This is a genomic window from Amycolatopsis sp. lyj-84 (genome assembly GCF_046549075.1).
Classification (GTDB): Bacteria; Actinomycetota; Actinomycetes; order Mycobacteriales; family Pseudonocardiaceae; genus Amycolatopsis.
Genome location: NZ_JAJPWO010000002.1, coordinates 905,362 through 923,097 on the forward strand (window position 1 = coordinate 905,362; position 17,736 = coordinate 923,097).

16 protein-coding genes are annotated in these 17,736 nt (G+C 68.8%); 12 read left to right on the plus strand and 4 right to left on the minus strand.

What is annotated here, in order from left to right:
* Positions 1-64 precede the first annotated feature (64 nt).
* The 10 genes from ACLJRM_RS09315 (at position 65) to ACLJRM_RS09360 (ending at position 11,320) form a co-directional block, all read left to right on the plus strand.
* Complete coding sequence (locus ACLJRM_RS09315; protein WP_101611562.1) at positions 65-586, plus strand: NUDIX hydrolase; 522 nt, start codon at positions 65-67, stop codon at positions 584-586.
* The gene (locus tag ACLJRM_RS09320) at positions 583-2,742 is read left to right on the plus strand and encodes a DUF6049 family protein (RefSeq protein ID WP_410662771.1); all 2,160 of its coding nucleotides are present in this window, start codon (positions 583-585) and stop codon (positions 2,740-2,742) included. The genes ACLJRM_RS09315 and ACLJRM_RS09320 overlap by 4 nt, the downstream gene beginning before the upstream one ends.
* A gap of 99 nt (positions 2,743-2,841) precedes the next feature.
* Entirely contained in the window at positions 2,842-3,105 is a 264-nt protein-coding gene (locus ACLJRM_RS09325; RefSeq protein WP_410662772.1) for a hypothetical protein, read from the plus strand.
* Positions 3,048-5,177: a murein biosynthesis integral membrane protein MurJ gene (gene murJ / locus ACLJRM_RS09330; RefSeq protein ID WP_410662773.1), complete on the plus strand. Its 2,130-nt coding sequence runs from the start codon at positions 3,048-3,050 to the stop codon at positions 5,175-5,177. The genes ACLJRM_RS09325 and murJ overlap by 58 nt, the downstream gene beginning before the upstream one ends.
* 120 nt (positions 5,178-5,297) lie before the next feature.
* On the plus strand, positions 5,298-6,857 hold the full coding sequence (locus ACLJRM_RS09335) for a protein kinase family protein (RefSeq protein ID WP_174720571.1): 1,560 nt from the start codon (positions 5,298-5,300) through the stop codon (positions 6,855-6,857).
* Positions 6,858-6,888: 31 nt separating this feature from the next.
* Positions 6,889-7,548, plus strand: a complete 660-nt coding sequence (gene sigM, locus ACLJRM_RS09340) for an RNA polymerase sigma factor SigM (protein ID WP_101611566.1) — start codon at positions 6,889-6,891, stop codon at positions 7,546-7,548.
* Complete coding sequence (locus ACLJRM_RS09345; protein ID WP_410662774.1) at positions 7,545-8,339, plus strand: hypothetical protein; 795 nt, start codon at positions 7,545-7,547, stop codon at positions 8,337-8,339. The genes sigM and ACLJRM_RS09345 overlap by 4 nt, the downstream gene beginning before the upstream one ends.
* A gap of 213 nt (positions 8,340-8,552) precedes the next feature.
* Positions 8,553-9,548, plus strand: a complete 996-nt coding sequence (trxB, locus tag ACLJRM_RS09350; protein ID WP_101611568.1) for a thioredoxin-disulfide reductase — start codon at positions 8,553-8,555, stop codon at positions 9,546-9,548.
* A gap of 38 nt (positions 9,549-9,586) precedes the next feature.
* Complete coding sequence (trxA, locus tag ACLJRM_RS09355; RefSeq protein ID WP_101611569.1) at positions 9,587-9,910, plus strand: thioredoxin; 324 nt, start codon at positions 9,587-9,589, stop codon at positions 9,908-9,910.
* Between the two features lie 261 nt (positions 9,911-10,171).
* Positions 10,172-11,320 carry an N-acetylmuramoyl-L-alanine amidase gene (locus ACLJRM_RS09360; RefSeq protein ID WP_101611570.1) on the plus strand — a complete coding sequence of 383 codons (1,149 nt, stop codon included), beginning with the start codon at positions 10,172-10,174 and terminating at the stop codon, positions 11,318-11,320.
* A gap of 316 nt (positions 11,321-11,636) precedes the next feature.
* On the opposite strand, the gene ACLJRM_RS09365 is transcribed toward ACLJRM_RS09360, so the two are convergent.
* A complete protein-coding gene (locus ACLJRM_RS09365; protein WP_101611571.1) occupies positions 11,637-12,281 on the minus strand; it encodes a GNAT family N-acetyltransferase in 645 nt (214 codons plus the stop codon).
* Between the two features lie 196 nt (positions 12,282-12,477).
* On the opposite strand from ACLJRM_RS09365, the gene ACLJRM_RS09370 reads away from it, so the two are divergent.
* Both ACLJRM_RS09370 and ACLJRM_RS09375 read left to right on the plus strand, forming a co-directional pair.
* Positions 12,478-13,797, plus strand: coding sequence for a PLP-dependent aminotransferase family protein (locus ACLJRM_RS09370; protein WP_410662775.1), 1,320 nt, complete (start codon positions 12,478-12,480; stop codon positions 13,795-13,797).
* A gap of 36 nt (positions 13,798-13,833) precedes the next feature.
* Positions 13,834-14,784: a D-alanine--D-alanine ligase gene (locus tag ACLJRM_RS09375; RefSeq protein ID WP_101611572.1), complete on the plus strand. Its 951-nt coding sequence runs from the start codon at positions 13,834-13,836 to the stop codon at positions 14,782-14,784.
* A gap of 195 nt (positions 14,785-14,979) precedes the next feature.
* On the opposite strand, the gene ACLJRM_RS09380 is transcribed toward ACLJRM_RS09375, so the two are convergent.
* The 3 genes from ACLJRM_RS09380 to ACLJRM_RS09390 all read right to left on the minus strand — a co-directional run bounded on the left by ACLJRM_RS09380 (position 14,980) and on the right by ACLJRM_RS09390 (position 17,679).
* Positions 14,980-15,651, minus strand: coding sequence for an HAD family hydrolase (locus tag ACLJRM_RS09380; RefSeq protein ID WP_410662776.1), 672 nt, complete (start codon positions 15,649-15,651; stop codon positions 14,980-14,982).
* Between the two features lie 85 nt (positions 15,652-15,736).
* Positions 15,737-16,753: a ParB/RepB/Spo0J family partition protein gene (locus ACLJRM_RS09385; RefSeq protein ID WP_410662777.1), complete on the minus strand. Its 1,017-nt coding sequence runs from the start codon at positions 16,751-16,753 to the stop codon at positions 15,737-15,739.
* Positions 16,750-17,679: a ParA family protein gene (locus ACLJRM_RS09390; protein ID WP_101611575.1), complete on the minus strand. Its 930-nt coding sequence runs from the start codon at positions 17,677-17,679 to the stop codon at positions 16,750-16,752. Before ACLJRM_RS09390 ends, ACLJRM_RS09385 begins: the two co-directional genes overlap by 4 nt.
* Between the last annotated feature and the right edge of the window lie 57 nt (positions 17,680-17,736).

Here is a 17,736-nt window from a genome sequence, read left to right on the forward strand (position 1 = left end):
CCCGGCCCAACACGGGCACGGAGAGCCAGCGTACCCGTACCGCCGTTTGCTCTAGCATCGCAGCATGTCTGGATCAGCCGGCCGCTCCGGCGCTTCGAAGCCGGGCCGCCGGCGGAGGCGCAGGCGGGGAAGGCGGCTGACCACGGTCGACGAAACCTCGGCCGGCGGCCTCGTCGTCGACGTCGAGCGGGCCAACGCCGCGCTGATCGGGCGGCTCGACAGGCACGGCAGACTGCTGTGGTCGCTGCCGAAGGGCCACATCGAGGACGGTGAGACGGTGGAGCAGACCGCGGTGCGCGAGGTGAAGGAAGAGACCGGCATCTCCGCGCGGGTCCTCGAGCCCCTCGGCACCATCGACTACTGGTTCGTGGCCGAGCGACGACGGGTGCACAAGACGGTGCACCATTTCATCCTGGAATCCACCGGCGGCGAACTTTCGGACGAGGATGTCGAGGTGACCGAGGTCGCCTGGGTGCCGCTCGCCGACCTGGAGACCACCCTCGCCTACTCCGACGAGCGCAAGCTGGTCCGGAAGGCCAAAGAACTCTTCGCGCAACAGCACACCGCCGAGGGAGCACCTGAGTGAAGCGGCTTGCCGCCACTGTCCTGTCGATCCTGTTCCTGGCACTGCCCGCGTTGTTCGGCGCGGTCGCGCAGGCGCAGGAGCAGCCCCGGCTGCGCGTGGACCTCGACCAGCTGAACCCCCGCGTGATCGGCACGAACTCGACGTCACTCATCGTCACCGGCCGGGTCACCAACGTCGGCGACCGGCCGATCCGCAAGCTCAGCGTCCGGCTGCAGCAGGGCACCCGGCTGCAGAGCGAGCAGCAGATCGGCGACGTGCTCGCCGGCGGGAAGTTCAAGGACCAGTCCGCGACCGAGTTCGTCGACCTCGAACCGGACAGCCTGGAAGCGGGTCAGAGCGCGACGCTGAACCTGAACATCCCGCTCGGCCAGTCCTCGAAGCTGCAGTTCGCGAAGCCCGGCGTGTACCCGCTGCTGGTCAACGTCAACGGCACCCCGGAGTTCGGCGGCGCGGAACGGCTCGCGGCGGTCAGCCTGCTGATGCCGGTGCTCGGTGTCCCCGGCAAAGCGCCCTCGTCGCGTCCGCCGACAGCGCCCTCGGTGCCGTCGGCGAGCCTGCTGTGGCCGATCGCGAACAGCACCGTCCACGTCGTCTCGTCCCCGCTCGGCGGTCCGCTGACTCTGGCCGACGAGCGGCTGGCCGGTGAGCTGGGCGCCGGGGGGCGGCTGGACTCGCTGGTCGCGGCGGCACGGGCGGCGGAGGCCGACACGAAGGTCTCGTCGTCGTTGTGCCTGGCCATCGATCCCGACCTGGTCGCGACCGTGGACGGGATGACCCGCGGCTACCAGGTCGCCAACGGCGGCGCTCCCGTCCCCGGTAGGGGCGTCGACGCCGCGAAGAACTGGCTCGGTCAGCTGAAAGCCCTGGTCGCGGGCCGGTGCGTGGTCACCCTCCCGTTCGCCGACGCCGACCTCACCGCGCTGACGAAGGTCCGGGCGGGCGACGCCACCGACACCGCGCTCCTGGCCAGTGCGGTCGGCGGCGCGGCGACGATCAAGAACCTGCTCGGCATCCAGCCGCAGGACGGCGTGCTCTGGCCGGGCGGCGCCCTCGACTCGCAGACCGTCGAGGCGATCGGCAAGGCGGGCGTCAAGACCGTGCTGACCGACTCCGGCAAGCTCCAGTCCGATTCCCCTCTTTCGAGTGGGGTCGCGATCGAAGGGACGGATCTCCGCGCGCAGCCGATCGACGCGCTGATCACGTCCGCGCTGAACGGCCCGGGGGGCACCCAGAACGGCCTCGGCGCGATCGCCTTCCGCGCCGGGCTCGGCGGGCAGGCCGCGGGGCAGGAACGCTCACGGCTGCTGATCGCCCCGCCGCGGCACTGGGACGCGTCCGGCACCGAGCTCACCACGTTCCTGGAGCGGATGGGCGACTTCTACGCGACAGGCCTCGCCAAGTCGGCACCGCTGCCCGACCTGCTCGGCGAAAGCCCGTCCGGGACGGCCTCGGTCAACTACGACCCGCAGGACGTTTCGGCCGCGACCAGCGGCGACGTCACCGCGAGGATGTCCCAGATCGACAACGAGACCCTGGGCCTGTCGTCGTCGATGACGATGGATTCAACGAAACGGGTGAATCCGGCCGACGTGATCGCCCCCGTCCGGCTCGCCATCATCCGGGCCGCGTCGACCTCGTGGCGCGGCGCGGACGCCGGGACCGCCACCGGCAACGCCCGCGGCGACCTCGAGGCGATCCGCAGCCAGGTGACCGTGGAGCGGCCGAAGCAGACCATCGCGCTGGCTTCCGGCGCGTCGCCGTTGCCCGCCTACGTCACCAACGGCCTCCCGGTCGGCGTCAACGTACGCATCGTGCTCAAGAACAATTTGGGCCTGCGATCCACCGCGGCCGTCCCGGAGCGGACCGTCCCGGCCAACGGCGCCATCAACCAGCTGCTCCCGGTCGAGGCGCTGCGAGCGGGCCGGTTCAGCGTCGACGTGTCCCTGACCACGCCCGACGGGACCAAACTCGGCACCGACGCGCGGTTCGAGCTGACCTCCACGGAGTACGGCGCGATCACCATCATCATCACCGTCACCGCGGCCGGCGCGCTGCTGCTGCTCTCGTCCCGCCGGATCTACCGGAGGATCAAGGACTCCCGCGCCGATCGGGCGAACGAAACCGCCCCTCGTGTGACCGAGGACGCACAGGTTTAAGTGTTTCCGGCCGTTGCCGATTACCCTGGGTCGAACGATGCCGCCGGGCATCACGTAGTCGAGCACCGAGGATTGGGCGCACGTTGGAAAGAGAGCCGGGTGTACCGCCCGAGCGTGCAGGCCGTCCCCGGCGCGAAGGTACTCCGCCGCCGCCCCGTCGCACCGATGGCCCAGTGCGCCGCCCCGAGCGTTCAGGACGTCCTGAACGCCCTGAACGCGCGGAACGCCGTCAGCCGCCCCCGCAGCAGCTCCCGCCCGAACGCGGAGAGCGCCCGCGGCGTGCGGCACCGCCACCCCCGCCGCCGGTGGACGGCCGTCGTCAGCGAGCCGCGGGCCGACCAGACGACGAGACACGGCGGCTGAGGCCGCCCCAGAACCCACCGCCGCCCCCGCCGCCCAACCAGGCGCCGCCCCGGCAGCAGGCTCCGTCACCGACGCCGCCCCCGCCGACCCGTCGTCAGCCGGTTCCGCCCCCGCCGGGGCAGCCGCTTCCGCAGCCGACCCAGAACCCGGCTCAGAATCCGCCCCAGCGCCGTCCGGCGGCGCCACAGGCACCACAGACGCCGCAGGCGCTGAACCAGACGCCGCCCCCGCCGCATCGCGGGCGCCGCCAGCCGCCACCGGTCCGCCCGTGGCAGGTGGACCGGCGCGACGAACCCGACGCGACGCGGTTCATCCCGCGCACCCCCGGTGTGCCGATGGGCTCGCGCTGGCCGGTCGCCGACCCCGACGTCCTCCGCCCGTACGACCAGCTCGCCACGCAGGTCATGCCTGCGATCAAGGACGCGCCGCTGGTCAAACCGCGGCCGGGCGAGACCGGCGAACAAGACGTCGCCGCCCCGGCGAAGGCGCCCTCGCTCGCGAAGTCCAGCGGCCGGATGGCGATCGCCTCGCTGATCAGCCGGATCACCGGCTTCGCGTGGAAGCTGCTGCTGGTCGCGGCCATCGGCGCCCAGGTGGAGAACGACTCGTTCAACGTCGCCAACACGATGCCGAACATCATCTTCGAACTGCTGATGGGCGGCGTGCTGTCCAGCCTGGTGGTCCCGCTGCTCGTGCGGTCGCAGGACGACAAGGACGGCGGCGAGGCCTACACCCAACGACTGGTCACGGTGGCGGGCACGCTGCTCGTCGTCGGGACGACCATCGCGGTCCTCGCCGCGCCACTGATCACCAAGCTCTACGTGGACGACAAGGGACAGGCGAATCCCGACCTGGTCACCGCGTTCGCGTACCTGCTGCTGCCGCAGATCTTCTTCTACGGCGTGTTCGCCCTGCTCTCGGCGGTGCTGAACGCGAAGAGCATCTTCGGCCCGACGGCCTGGGCGCCGGTGATCAACAACCTGGTCGTCATCTTCACGATCCTCGTGGTGTGGATCATGCCGGGGAACATCTCGACCGATCCGGTGTCGATCACCGACCCGAAGCTGCTGACGCTGGGCCTCGGCGTGACCGCGGGCATCGTGGCGCAGTCGGTGCTGCTGATCCCGCCGCTGCTGCGGTCCGGGTTCAAGTTCAAATGGCGCTGGGGCATCGACAAGCGCATGAAGGAGTTCGGCGGGCTCGCCCTCTGGACCGTCGGCTACGTCGCCGTCAGCCAGGTCGGGTACACGATCACGACCCGGGTGCTGACCAGCGGTTCGCAAGGCGGGGTGACCGCGTACAGCAACGCGTGGCTGCTCTTCCAGCTGCCGTACGGCGTCATCGGGGTGTCGTTGCTGACCGCGATCATGCCGAGGATGAGCCGCGCGGCGGCCGACGGCGACCACAAGAAGCTGATCGGCGACCTCTCGTACGCCTCCCGGATCTCGACGGTGACACTCCTGCCGATTTCCGCGGTGATGACCGTTGTGGGCGGTTCGGTCGGTATCGCCCTGTTCACCTTGGGCAAGGGCCGGGTCGAAGACGCGTCGAGGATGGGCGAGGCGCTGGCGATCAGTGCGTTCGCGCTGCTGCCGTACGCGCTGGTCATGCTGCAGATGCGGGTGTTCTACGCGATGAAGGACGCGCGGACGCCGGTGCTGATCATGATCGTGATGACCGTGGTCAAGGTGCCGCTGCTCTACCTGTGCCCCGCGTTGCTCTCGCCGGACAACATCGTGCTCGGCGTGATGATGGTCAACGGCCTCACGTTCGTCGTCGGCGCGATCCTCGGCCAGGTTTGGCTGTGGGTGACACTCGGAAATCTCCGGAGCAAGCGGATTCTCGGGGTGATCCTCTTCACGGTCGTCGCGAGTGTGCTCGGAGTCGGCGCGGCCTGGCTCGCCGGGCAGATCGTCCCTGACTCGTTCGGGCCTACTTTCCATGCCTGGGTGAAACTTCTGCTGCAGACGATGGTCGGCATCGTGGTGTCGTTCGGCGTGCTCATGGCCTTGAAGGTCGAGGAATTGAAGCCCGCCACGGCGAGGATCACCCGGTTGATCAAGCGCGGATAACGATTCACGCACGGATGGCCCGCGTTCACGCGTCGTATTCTGGGTACCCTCGGGGCGGGAGCTACGCGGGAGAGTGCGGTGGATACGAGACGGAGCGAACAGGCAGGGGAGGCGAGCCAGGTGGGCATCCGGGCCCAAGGCGGGTCGCTGGCCCCTGGCCGGGTCGTCGGTGACGGCCGGTATCGCCTGCTCGCACAGTTCGGGGTGGACGAACGAGCCGCCGCGCATCTTTGGCGCGCGCGCGACGGGCAGCTGAAGCGTGATGTCGCGCTGACGCTGCTGGTCGGCGACCCGGCGGACGCGGAGGCCGCGAGGCTCGCGCGCCGGACGCTGGAGCGTGCCGCGCACGCTTCGAAGTTCGGGCACGGCGGGGTCGCGCGCGTCCTCGACGTGCTGAGCCTCGGCAGCGGCGTCACTTCGAGTGAAGGACTGCTCGGTGTTGTCGTGGCGGAATGGACCAAGGGCAGCGACCTGGTCGACCTGGTGTCGCAGCGCCCGGTGGCGCCCGCCGCGGCGGCCAGGATGGTGCAGGCGCTGGCGGAAGCCGTCGACCACGCGCACCAGAACGGTCTCGTCCTCGGCCTCGATCATCCGCAGCGTTTGCGGCTCACCCCGGACGGCGCGCTGAAGCTCGCCTTCCCCGGTCCGCTGCCCGAAGCGACCCTTCGCGACGACGTCAAGGCACTCGGCGCGGTCCTGTACCTGCTGCTGACCGGCCGCTGGGCCCTGCCCGGCGGGCCTGCCGCGATCCCGGCGGCGCCGCACGCGCCGACCGGCCGCGTCATCCCGCCGCGCTCACTGGTCCCGACGGTGCCGGTCGAGCTGTCCTCGCTCGCCGTCCGCACCATCGAGGACGGCGGCCACGGCGGCATCCGCACCAGCGCGGCCATCCTGCGCGTCCTGGACCAGGCCGCCGAAGCCGAGGAGCGCACCCAGCTCATCAAGGCCGTCGGCGAGGAAGAAGCGGTGGCCGAGCCGGACGGCACGGTCTGGACGACGAAGAAACCGGTCAAGGACGTCGCGCGGCGCAAGAAGCTGGCGTTCGGCGTGACCGTGCTGGTCGTCGCGACCGTGGTCATCCTCGCCTGGGGCGGGATGATGCTGATCAACCTGTTCCAGGGCGAATCGAAGTCCAGCGGCCCGAACCTGAACGTCGCCGCGTCGTCGTCTTCACAGGCTCCGCCGCCTTCGGGCGAGCAGCCGCCGCCCACCCAGCAGCCGCCGGCACCCGCCTTGGGCGCCGCGGTGAAGCCGTCGGCGGTCGCCGTCTTCAACCCGGGCAGCAAGGGCGACAGCCCCGGCCGCGCCAAGAACACCACCGACGGCGACGCGGGCACCTCCTGGAAGACCGACGAGTACGACAAGCAGTTCCCGGTGCTCAAGGACGGTGTCGGGGTGGTCGTGACCTTCAAGGACCCGATCAACCTCAGCCAGATCAAGATCGACTCGGCAAGCCCCGGCTCGAAGGTCGAGATCCGCTCCGCCGACAAGAAGAACCCGAAGCTCGACGAGACCAAGGTCGTCGGCACCGGGGATCTCGCGGCGGGTGAATCGACCATCGCGCTGCAGCAGCCGCAGCAGGGTCAGTACTTCATCATCTGGATCACTCAGCTGGGTGAAGATGCGGACGGGAAGTTCATCACCGAACTCAAGGAGCTGACCTTCCTGCCTGCGGGGTGAGGTAAATCAAGGGGTCAGTAGGCTCTCCCGGGTGACAGCTGCAGCTCCAACGGACGCGGATCTCATAGCGGCGCATGCCGCCGGTGACCCGCACGCGTTCAGTGAACTGGTCCAGCGACATCGAGACCGCATGTGGGCGGTGGCCCTGCGCACCGTGCGGGACCCGGAAGAAGCCGCGGACGCCCTGCAGGACGCCTTCATTTCCGCGTTCCGCGCAGCGGGCAACTTCAGAGCCGAATCACAGGTCACGACGTGGTTGCACCGCATCGTCGTGAACGCGTGCCTCGACCGCATCCGGCGGGGCAAGGCCAGACCGACCGTTCCGCTGCCCGAAACCGGGCAGTTCAACGAGCCCGCCTCACCGCGCGACTCGATGTCCGAGCGCGAGACGAGCCTCGTCGTCAAGGAAGCCCTCGACCAGCTTCCCGAAGAGCAACGTGCCCCGATCGTGTTGGTCGACGTCGAGGGATACTCCGTCGCCGAGACGGCGAAAATGCTCGGTATCGCCGAGGGCACGGTCAAGAGCAGGTGTGCTCGAGGTCGTGGAAAGCTCGCGAAGGTTCTCGGACATCTGCGGAACCCCGATGCGATTGCGAACGTCCCAACTCACGAAAGCAAACGTGTTCGCGCTACCCCGGAACGGGGTGCCAGGCGTCCTCAGGGCACGCCGGGTGACGGGGAGGGACGATGACAGACGAGAGCAGGGGGATCGGTGGGACCGTCGGTCCGCCGTGGTCTGTCGATGTGCTCGCCGACCTGCACGCAGGTGTGCTGGACGAGCGAGAAGCGGCCGAACTCTGGCCCTTGGTGAACGCCGACCCCGAAGCACTGGCGATCATCGAAGCACTCGAAGCGACGACGGCCGACCTCGCGGAACTCGCGAACGAGCCGGTCGCTCCGATGCCCGCGGAGTTCGCGGCGCGGCTCGACGCGGCGCTGGCCGCCGAGATGCAGGCCCGTCAGGCGTCGCCTGCGTTTCAAGGCGCACCTGAAGGGCAGCAGGCGCAGGTCGCCCCGGTGGTGGACCTCGCGGCCGCACGGCGGAAGCGGAACAAGCGGATCGGCTGGGGCGCGGGGATAGCGACCGTGGCCGCGGCGGCCATCGCCGCCGTCGCGATCGTCGTACCGACCACGCAGCAGTCGACGCCGGGCGGCGTCGCGCAGCCTCCGCCCGCCCCCACCGGCTCGTCGGTCGGCGGAGACGGCGGCGGGGCCGAGGCCCTCGTCGGCAAGGCGATCGGCGTCCGCGACTTCGGCTCGTTGAAGACCGAGGAGCGCCTCGACGCCTGTGTCGAAGCCGCCGGACTGGACCCCGACGTGCGGCCGGAGGGCATCCGGCCGGTGAACGTCGCGGGCAAGGACGGCGTGATGGTGATCTACACCACAGGCAAGCTCGCCCAGTTCCGCATCGTCGCCTTCGGTGCCGACTGCGGCCCGGGCAACGCGTCGGTCCTCTTCGACAAGATCATCGGACAGAAGTAGCAGCGGAGAGCGATAGCGGCGGTAACAGCGGTAACAAAGGTCCCCTGCTGCCTTCGGCCGCCAGGAAAAGGTCCCTTGCTCCCGGTCGGGTAGCGAGGGACCTTTGCCATCGCCGCCGCAAGCCGGGAGAAGTAGCGCCGGTCACCCCGGGAACACCGGCCCTTACGATCGTGTTGAGCCTGGTGAACAGGTCACTACGAGCGGAGGTCACGGGTGGCTGGCGAGGAAATCAGGAACTTGATCGTTGTCGGGTCGGGTCCTGCGGGGTACACCGCCGCTGTCTACGCGGCACGAGCGCAGCTCGAACCGCTGGTGTTCGAGGGCACTCAGTTCGGCGGTGCCTTGATGACGACGACGGAGGTCGAGAACTTCCCCGGCTTCCGCGAAGGCATCCAGGGTCCCGACCTCATGGAAGAGATGCGCGAGCAGGCCAAGCGTTTCGGCGCCGACCTGCGCCAGGAGGACGTCGAGTCCGTCGAGCTGACCGGTGACGTCAAGTACGTCGTCGCGAACGGCAAGCGCTACGCGGCCCGCGCGGTCGTGCTCTCGATGGGCGCCGCGGCCCGCTACCTGAACGTCCCGGGTGAGCAGGAACTGCTCGGCCGCGGTGTTTCGGCCTGTGCCACCTGCGACGGGTTCTTCTTCCGCGACCACGACATCGTGGTCGCCGGCGGCGGCGACTCCGCGATGGAGGAGGCGACCTTCCTGACGAAGTTCGCCAAGTCCGTCACGATCGTCCACCGCCGCGAGGAGTTCCGCGCCTCCCGGATCATGCTGGACCGGGCCCGCGAGAACGAGAAGATCAAGTGGGCGCTCAACAAGCAGATCACCGGCGTCGAGGGTGAGGGCAAGGTCGAAGGCCTGAAGCTCAAGGACACGGTGACCGGCGAGGAGTCCCAGCTGGACGTGACGGGGTTCTTCGTCGCGATCGGTCACGACCCGCGCAGCGAACTGGTGCGTGGTCAGGTGGACCTCGACGAGGACGGCTACGTGCTCACCAAGGGCCGGACCTCGTACACGAACCTCCCCGGCGTTTTCGCGGCAGGCGACCTGGTCGACCGCACTTACCGGCAGGCGATCACGGCCGCGGGTTCGGGCTGCGCCGCGGCGATCGACGCGGAACGATGGCTGGCGGAGCACGCCGGTGTCGAGACCGCCCAGGAGACCCCTGAGCTGGTCGGCGGCGGCTACGGCGCCACCACCAGCTGACTTTCACAGCATCCGTTCACCACCCAGGAGGAGACACCATGGCCAACACCGTGACGGTGACCGACAAGACCTTCGTCGACGACGTCCTGACGAGCGAGAAGCCCGTGCTGGTCGACTTCTGGGCCACCTGGTGCGGTCCGTGCAAGATGGTCGCCCCGGTGCTCGAAGAGATCGCGGCGGAGAACGGCGAGAAGCTGACTGTCGCGAAGCTCGACATCGACGCCAACCCGAACACTGCGCGTGACTACCAGGTGATGTCGATCCCGACGCTGATCCTGTTCCAGGGCGGCAAGCCGGTGAAGCAGATCGTCGGCGCCAAGCCGAAGGCCGCGCTGCTCTCGGACCTCGCCGACGTCCTCTGATCTCGCGTTTCACCAGCCGAAACCCGGGGCCTGCCCAGGCTCCGGGTTTCGTCGTTCCGCCGGACGGGTATTCCTCACCGTCACAGGAACATGATCATGGCGCCGGGAAGGGTTCCACGAACGGGGACTTGACGCACCGACCGGGCCTCCGCGCTCACCGAGAGTTCACAGGGCACAATAGAGCACCGGGGTTCGCCCCGCAGGGTTTTCAAAGTCGTGCATCGAGCTCCTTCGGTGCCCCAAAGGAAGAGCGAGGAGTGCATGCGGGTACTCCGCCGCGGTGACGCCGGACCGGACGTCGCCGAGATCAGGTCCACGCTGGCGGCGATGGAGCTGCTCCCGCCGGTGACCGAATCCGGGGAGTACGAGGTCTTCGACACGGCGATGGAACATGCCGTGCGAGCGTTCCAGCAGGGCCGTGGGCTCATCACCGACGGTCTGGTGGGTCCGGCGACCTATCAGGCGCTTCGTGGCGCGGGCTTCCATCTCGGCAGCCGCCCGCTGACTTACATGTTCTCCGCCCCCATGCAGGGCGACGACGTCTTCGCGCTCCAGGAGCGGCTGACCGAACTCGGCTTCGACGCCGGCCGCCCGGACGGGCACTTCGGCGCCCAGACCGAGCGCGCCCTCAAGACCTTCCAGCGCGACATGCGCCTGGTCGCCGACGGCATGTGCGGTCCGGCCACCATCCGTGAGCTGCACCGGCTCTCTTCGCCGCGCGCCCGCGGCGGCCGCCCCGTCTTCCTGCGCGAGCAGGAGCAGGTGCGCCAGGCGGGCCCCCGGCTGCGCGGCAAGCGCATCGTGATCGACCCTGGCCACGGCGGCGAAGACCTCGGTGTCGTCGCGAGCGGCCTGCGTGAAGCGGACATCGCCTGGGATCTGGCTCGACGGCTCGAAGGCCGTATGCAGGCCACGGGCATGGAAGCGCTGATCTCACGCGGCCCGAACCAGAGCCCGACCGAGGGTGAGCGCGCCAAGTTCGCGAACGAAGCGGGCGCCGACCTGTTCCTTTCGCTGCACAACGACAAGAACCCCTCGCCCAAGGCGCAGGGTGTCGCGAGCTTCCACTTCGGCACCGGCAACGGCACGACGTCGACCGTCGGTGAGCTGCTGGCGGGCTTCATCCAGCGCGAGCTGGCCGCCCGCACCGGCCTGCGCGACTGCCGCACGCACTACAAGACCTGGGAGATCTTCACCCGCACCCGCTGCCCGGCGGTGCGGATCGAGATCGGCTACCTGACCAACCCGGAAGACAGCCGCAAACTGGCCGACCCGGCCTTCCGCGACATCGTCGCCGAAGGCATCCTGGTCGCCGTGAAGCGCCTGTACCTCCTCGGCGAAGGGGACCAGCCGACAGGCACGTTCACCTTCGCCGACGTCCTGGCCCACGAACTCGCCAAAGCGGAGTAGCCAGTCCTCCACACCCGCACAAAGGCGCACATGCCCCTGCCGACGCCCTCGGCACAACCGGTTGTGTGCCCCCTCGCCGGACCACGCCACCCCTAGCTCCACCCGGCGCGCAGCCCCCGCCCTTCCCGGGGGGCGTCCCCAGGTCCAGCCTACCCATCCACAGATTTTCCACCGCTCCTAGCAGCGATCTGTGGATAACTCGGCAGGTTACCCACAGCTGTCCCCAAGGCGGGGGATGGCTGCTGCGCGCACCCGAAAACTCTGCTAGAGGCGTGAGATGAAGGGGTCTTCCGAGGAATCCGGAACGGCCTAAAGGTCAGGCGCGGCCCATGCTCGGTTCGGCGGTGGTGATGGAGACCTGGCCGAGCAGCCGTTCGAGGGCCGCCTCCACGTCTTCCTTCCACGAGATCGCCGACCGCAGTTCCAGTCGCAGCCGCGGCCACCGCGGATGCGGCCGGACGGTCTTGAACCCGACGCTCTGCAGGAACGCGGCGGGCAGCACGCAGCTGTGCCCGCCGTCCGGATCGGTCTCTTCGGGCTTGGCGTCACCGAAGGCCTCGATCGCGCGGACCCCGCGTTTGGTCAGATCCTTCGCGACCGCCTGCACCAGCATCCGGCCGAGCCCGCCACCCTGGAATTCGGGAAGGATCTGGAAGGCGGTCAGCAGAACCGCGTCCGGGCCGGGCGGGGAAGTGGGGAAGGCCAGCGAACGCGGCACGGCGTTCGGCGGCGCGTAAAGCACGAAGCCGACAGGCAAGGTGTCGCTGTAGACGATGCGGCCGCAGGAACCCCACTCCAGCAGCACGCTGGAAACCCAGGCTTCTTTTTCGACCTCTGTCGCGCCGTACTCCTCGGCCTGCGCCTTCATGTGCGGCGCCAGCTCCCAGTACACGCAGCGGCGGCAGCTCTTGGGCAGATGCTCGAGATTGTCCAGGGTTACGCCCACGACGCGACGCGACACCGACAAACCTCCCTGGACAACGGACACCCGACGCAGCCCTGTCCCGAGCAGGGCTTGCTGAAGGGGTCCTGATCGAGGATAGGCGGATGTGATGAACACCGGAAGGCCAGGGCCCCTCAAGGGAGGGTGGTTACACTCGATGGAACTACCAGTCGGTAGCGACTATGTCCACTTCGAAGCACGGGTGAAGCGCCTGATGACCGAGAATCGCCCTGTCAGGCCGCAGAGCGGCCGACACAACCTCGACCCGCATCTCGACCGCTACGCCGCGCGTACGGCCGGAATGACTGCTTCCGAGATCAGGGCATTGTTCGCGGTGGCCAGTCGCCCCGAGGTGGTCTCGCTCGCCGGCGGGATGCCGAACCTCGCCGCGCTCCCGCTCGATTCGTTGTCCGCACAGGTCAGCGAGCTCATCGCCGAAGAGGGCCTGGTCGCGCTCCAGTACGGCTCCGCGCACGGTGTTCCCGCGCTGCGTGAGCAGATCTGCGAAATCATGGCCCTCGAAGGCATCAAGGCCCACCCGGACGACGTCGTCGTGACTGTCGGCTCCCAGATGGGGCTCGACATGGTCACCCGGCTGTTCTGCGACCCGGGCGACGTCATCATCGCCGAGGGCCCGTCGTACGTCGGCGCGCTCGGCTCCTTCGCCGCGTACCAGGCGAACGTCGTGCACGTCGCGATGGACGACCACGGCCTGGTCCCCGAGGGGCTGCGAGCCGCGCTCGCGGAGACCAAGAAGACGGGCCAGCGGGTCAAGTTCCTCTACACGATCCCCAACTTCCACAACCCCGGCGGCGTCACGCTGGCCGTCGAGCGCCGCGCGGAGATCGTGGAGATCTGCCGCGAGCACGACATCCTCATCGTCGAGGACAACCCGTACGGCCTGCTCGGCTTCAGCGGGCAGACGTACCCGGCGCTCCGCTCGATCGACCCCGACAACGTGGTGTACCTGGGCTCGTTCTCGAAGACTTTCGCCTCCGGCCTCCGGGTCGGCTGGGTGCTCGCACCGCACGCCGTCCGGGAGAAACTCGTGCTCGCGGCCGAGTCCGCGACGCTTTGCCCGCCGACGCTTAACCAGTTGATCGTGTCGCGATACCTCTCGACTCACGACTGGCTGGGGCAGATCAAGACCTTCCGCGAGAACTACCGGGAGCGCCGGGACGCGATCCTGACCGCGCTCGAACAGCACATGCCCGCCGGCTACAGCTGGACCAAACCCGATGGCGGGTTCTACGTCTGGATGACAGTCCCCGAAGGCGTCGACACGAAGGCGATGCTGCCGAGGGCCGTCACCGCCCGGGTCGCGTACGCCTCCGGAACCGGTTTCTACGCCGACGGTTTCGGCAGCAGACAACTGCGCCTTTCCTACTGCTACCCGACGCCGGAGCGGATCCGCGAAGGCGTCCGAAGGCTCGCCGCGGTGCTCGAGTCCGAAATGGACCTCGCGCGTACCTTCGGTAACGTGAGCCCACGCTCGATCTCGGGGCCACAGAACCCCTCTCCGGACACGGTCTGATCGACCGGGCGTCCCCTTAGACAAAAGGAGTCCTCGATGGTCGACCGCACCGTCGCCGTACTCGCAGGCGGACTTTCCCACGAACGCGATGTCTCTCTCCGGTCCGGGCGGCGGCTCTCGGTCGCGCTGCGGGCGGAAGGTCTCATCGTCGAGGAGTGGGACACCGACGCGGGCTTGCTCGAACGTCTTCGCACCCAGCGGCCCGACGCGGCCATCGTCGCCCTTCACGGTGGTGAAGGGGAGAACGGCGCGGTGCAGACGGTGCTGGAGATGCTGGACGTGCCCTACGTCGGCACCAGCTCGCAGGGCTGCCGCCGCGCGTGGGACAAGCCGACGGCCAAGGCGCTGGTCGCCAACGCGGGCTTCACGACGCCGGACTGGGTCGTGCTGCCGCACAGCACCTTCCGCGAGCTCGGCGCGCAGGCCGTGCTGGACGCGATGGTCGAGACACTGGGCTTGCCCCTGATCCTCAAGCCCGACCAGGGCGGTTCGGCGCTGGGCGCCCAGGTCGTCAAGGAAGCCTCGGAGATGCCCGGCGCGATGGTCGGCTGCTTCGCTTACGGCGACACCGTTCTCGCCGAGAAGTTCGTCTCCGGCGTTGAGGTGGCCGTGACGGTCATCGAAGGCGAACAGGGACCCGAGGCCCTGCCCGCGGTCGAGATCGTGCCGGAGAGCGGCGTGTACGACTACACCGCTCGCTACACCGCCGGGCTGACCGACTTCTTCACCCCCGCGCGGATCGCCGACGACGCCGCCAAGGCGGTCGGCGAGCTCGCCGTCGCCGCGCACCGGCAACTGGGTCTTCGCGACATCTCCCGCACCGACGCCGTGGTCACCGAAGACGGCACGGTCTACTTCCTCGCGGTGAACCCGTCGCCGGGCCTCACGGAGACGTCGATCGTGCCCATGGCGATCGAGGCGGGCGGCGCCACGCTCGGATCGGTGTTCGCCGACCTCGTCGGACGGGCGATCTCCCGCAAGAGCTGAGCCGGATCCGACGAAGGGGACTTGCCCACCGCGGGCGAGTCCCCTTTCTCATTTCCGGGCCACGGCGACGACCTGGCCTCGCACGGAATCCCGTGCCTCTTCAGAATCGACAGGTAGCCGTCGACCCGCTCGATGAAGACCTGGGCCGTCGCTCGGTGCGGCTCGGGCTCTGGAAGCGAACGAAGGGCAGCTCGGTCATCGCCGGGGCCATCCCCGCACCCACGCGAGCAGATCCTCATCGCACAGGGAGCCGATCACGACGTCCGCGGGGAAGTCTTGATGCTTCAGCGTGGGCACCCCGATGACAGGAACCCCTGCCGCCCGCGCGGACCGGAGACCGGTCATCGAATCCTCGAAAGCCAGCGCGTCGGCAGGCTCGACGTTCAAGAGGCCGCAGGCGGTCAGGTACATCTCTGGATCAGGCTTCGGCGCGGCCACCTCATCGGCGGCCAGTTTCACGGGAAACATTTCCGAAAGCCCGCCGCGGACGAGAGCGGCGTCCAGGAGAGCGCGGGGCGAGTTGCTCGCGACGGCGACCGGAACGGCGGCGGCGGTCAGTTCGACCAACTCCCGCGCGCCGGGCATCGCCTCCGCCTTCGCGGTGACGACCTCGGTCACCAACCTCAACAACTCGTCCGCGATCTCGGCGCCGCCGCCAGGTTCGCCGAACGCCTCCGCCATCGCGTCGGCGGCGGCCGGTAGCGACTTGCCGATCACCGACGCCTTCTCGTCCGGACCGAACGGCAGACCTCGCCGCGCGAACAGTTCGGTCTCGGCCACCGACCAACACGGCTCGGTGTCCATGAGCAATCCGTCGCAATCGAAGACCACCGCTCGCGGATTTCGACCGCCGAAGAACTCCTTCATACTTGCCCCCAGAACAAGCACTCAGCGTTACCTCTTCATCATCGCTCAGCAATCGTCACCGTGACAAAACGACCTGGGGTGATCCCTAATCGGTTTCCAGTGTCCGATTTGCCTGGTTTTCGTCCATCAACGCCACGATGCGTTCAAGATCGTCAACGGACCCGAATTCAAGGGTGATCCGGCCTTTGCGGCGGCCCAAGTCGACCTTCACGCGAGTGTCGAACCGGTCCGAAAGCCGGCTCGCCAGCTCTTGGAGACCGGGTGCCTGGATCGGCTTGCGGGGAGCGGGCTTCGGCTTGGCCGGTTTTTCGCTCTTCTTGAGCGTGACGGCTTCCTCGGTCGCGCGGACGGACATGCCCTCCGCGACGATCCGCGCGGCCAGCTCTTCCTGACTTTCGGCGTCCTCGAGAGAGAGCAGCGCCCGCGCGTGCCCCGCCGAAAGCACCCCGGCGGCGACCCGTCGCTGGACCGCGAGGGGCAGTTTGAGCAAGCGGATCGTGTTCGTGATGACCGGCCGGCTGCGCCCGATCCGACCCGCCAGCTCCTCGTGCGTGACCGCGAACTCGTCGAGCAGCTGCTGATAAGCGGCCGCCTCTTCGAGTGGGTTGAGCTGAACGCGGTGGATGTTCTCGAGCAGCGCGTCGCGCAGCATCGCCTCGTCGGCGGTCTGGCGGACGATCGCCGGGATCGCCTCCAGCTCCGCCAGCTGGGACGCGCGCAGACGCCGCTCGCCCATGACGAGTTCGTACTCGTCGGTCCCGAGCTCCCGGACCACGATGGGCTGCATGAGCCCGAACTCGCGGATCGAGTGCTCCAGCTCGCTGAGCGCGTCTTCGTCGAAGACCTGCCGCGGCTGCTTCGGGTTCGGCTTGATCTGGCTGAGCGGCACCTCGCGGTAGACCGCGCCTGCCACCGCGCCGCCGTGCGAACCGGCCGCGCCGTTGGCCGCGAACCAGCCCTTGTCGTCCGGTCCCGTCGGGCCTGCCGGCGGAGCGGGAGCCGCGGCGGAACCGTTCTCGGCCGGGGCCGCCGAGCCCGGCGGCGGGCCGGTGGGGATCAGGGCGGCGAGCCCGCGCCCGAGCCCCCCTCTGCGCTCGCTCATGCCGTACCGCTCCTTTCCTTCATCTCCGCCCCACGTTGGGCGATCTCCTTCGCCGCGTCCACGTAGCTCATCGCGCCCCGGGAACCCGGGTCGTACGCGAGGACCGTCTGCCCGTATCCGGGCGCCTCTGAGACCTTCACGCTGCGCGGGATCACCGTCTTGAGGACGGTGTCCCCGAAGTGATTCCGGACCTCGTTCGTCACCTGATCGGCCAGCTTCGTCCGGCCGTCGTACATGGTGAGCAGGATCGTGGAGACGCTGAGTTCGCGGTTGAGGTGCTTCTGGACGAGCTCGATGTTGCTCAGCAGCTGACCCAGACCTTCGAGCGCGTAGTACTCGCACTGGATCGGGATCAGCACCTCCTGCGCGGCGACCATCGCGTTGACGGTCAGCAGACCGAGCGACGGCGGGCAGTCGATGAAGACGTAGTCGACGCCGATCTCGTCGAGGATCTCGGACGAGAGCGCCTCCTTGAGCCGCATCTCGCGGGACGCCATGGACACGAGTTCGATCTCGGCGCCGGCGAGGTCGATGGTCGCGGGCACGCAGTAGAGGTTCTCCGACTGCTCGCTCTGCGCGGCCGCCTCGGCGAGTGTCACCTCGCCGATCAGCACCTCATAGATGGACGGCGTACCGGATCGGTGTTCGATGTCGAGCGCGGTGCTCGCGTTGCCCTGCGGGTCGAGGTCGATCACGAGCGTCCTGAGCCCGTGGACGGCCAAGGCGGCGGCGAGGTTCACCGTGCTCGTGGTCTTGCCGACGCCGCCCTTCTGGTTGGCGACCGTCAGCACGCGCCGACGGGTCGGCCGGGGGAGCGCGCCCTTCTTGGGGTGCAGCACGCTGGCGGCCCGGACGGCCTCTTCGGCGATGGGCGTCCAGCCGAGTTCGTGGCCAGTGCTCGCGGGGTCGGACGGTGGGGGAGTCACCGGTCTCGAACCTCCTCTGTATTAGAAGTGGGAGTCGGTCTGCGTTGTTTCACGTGG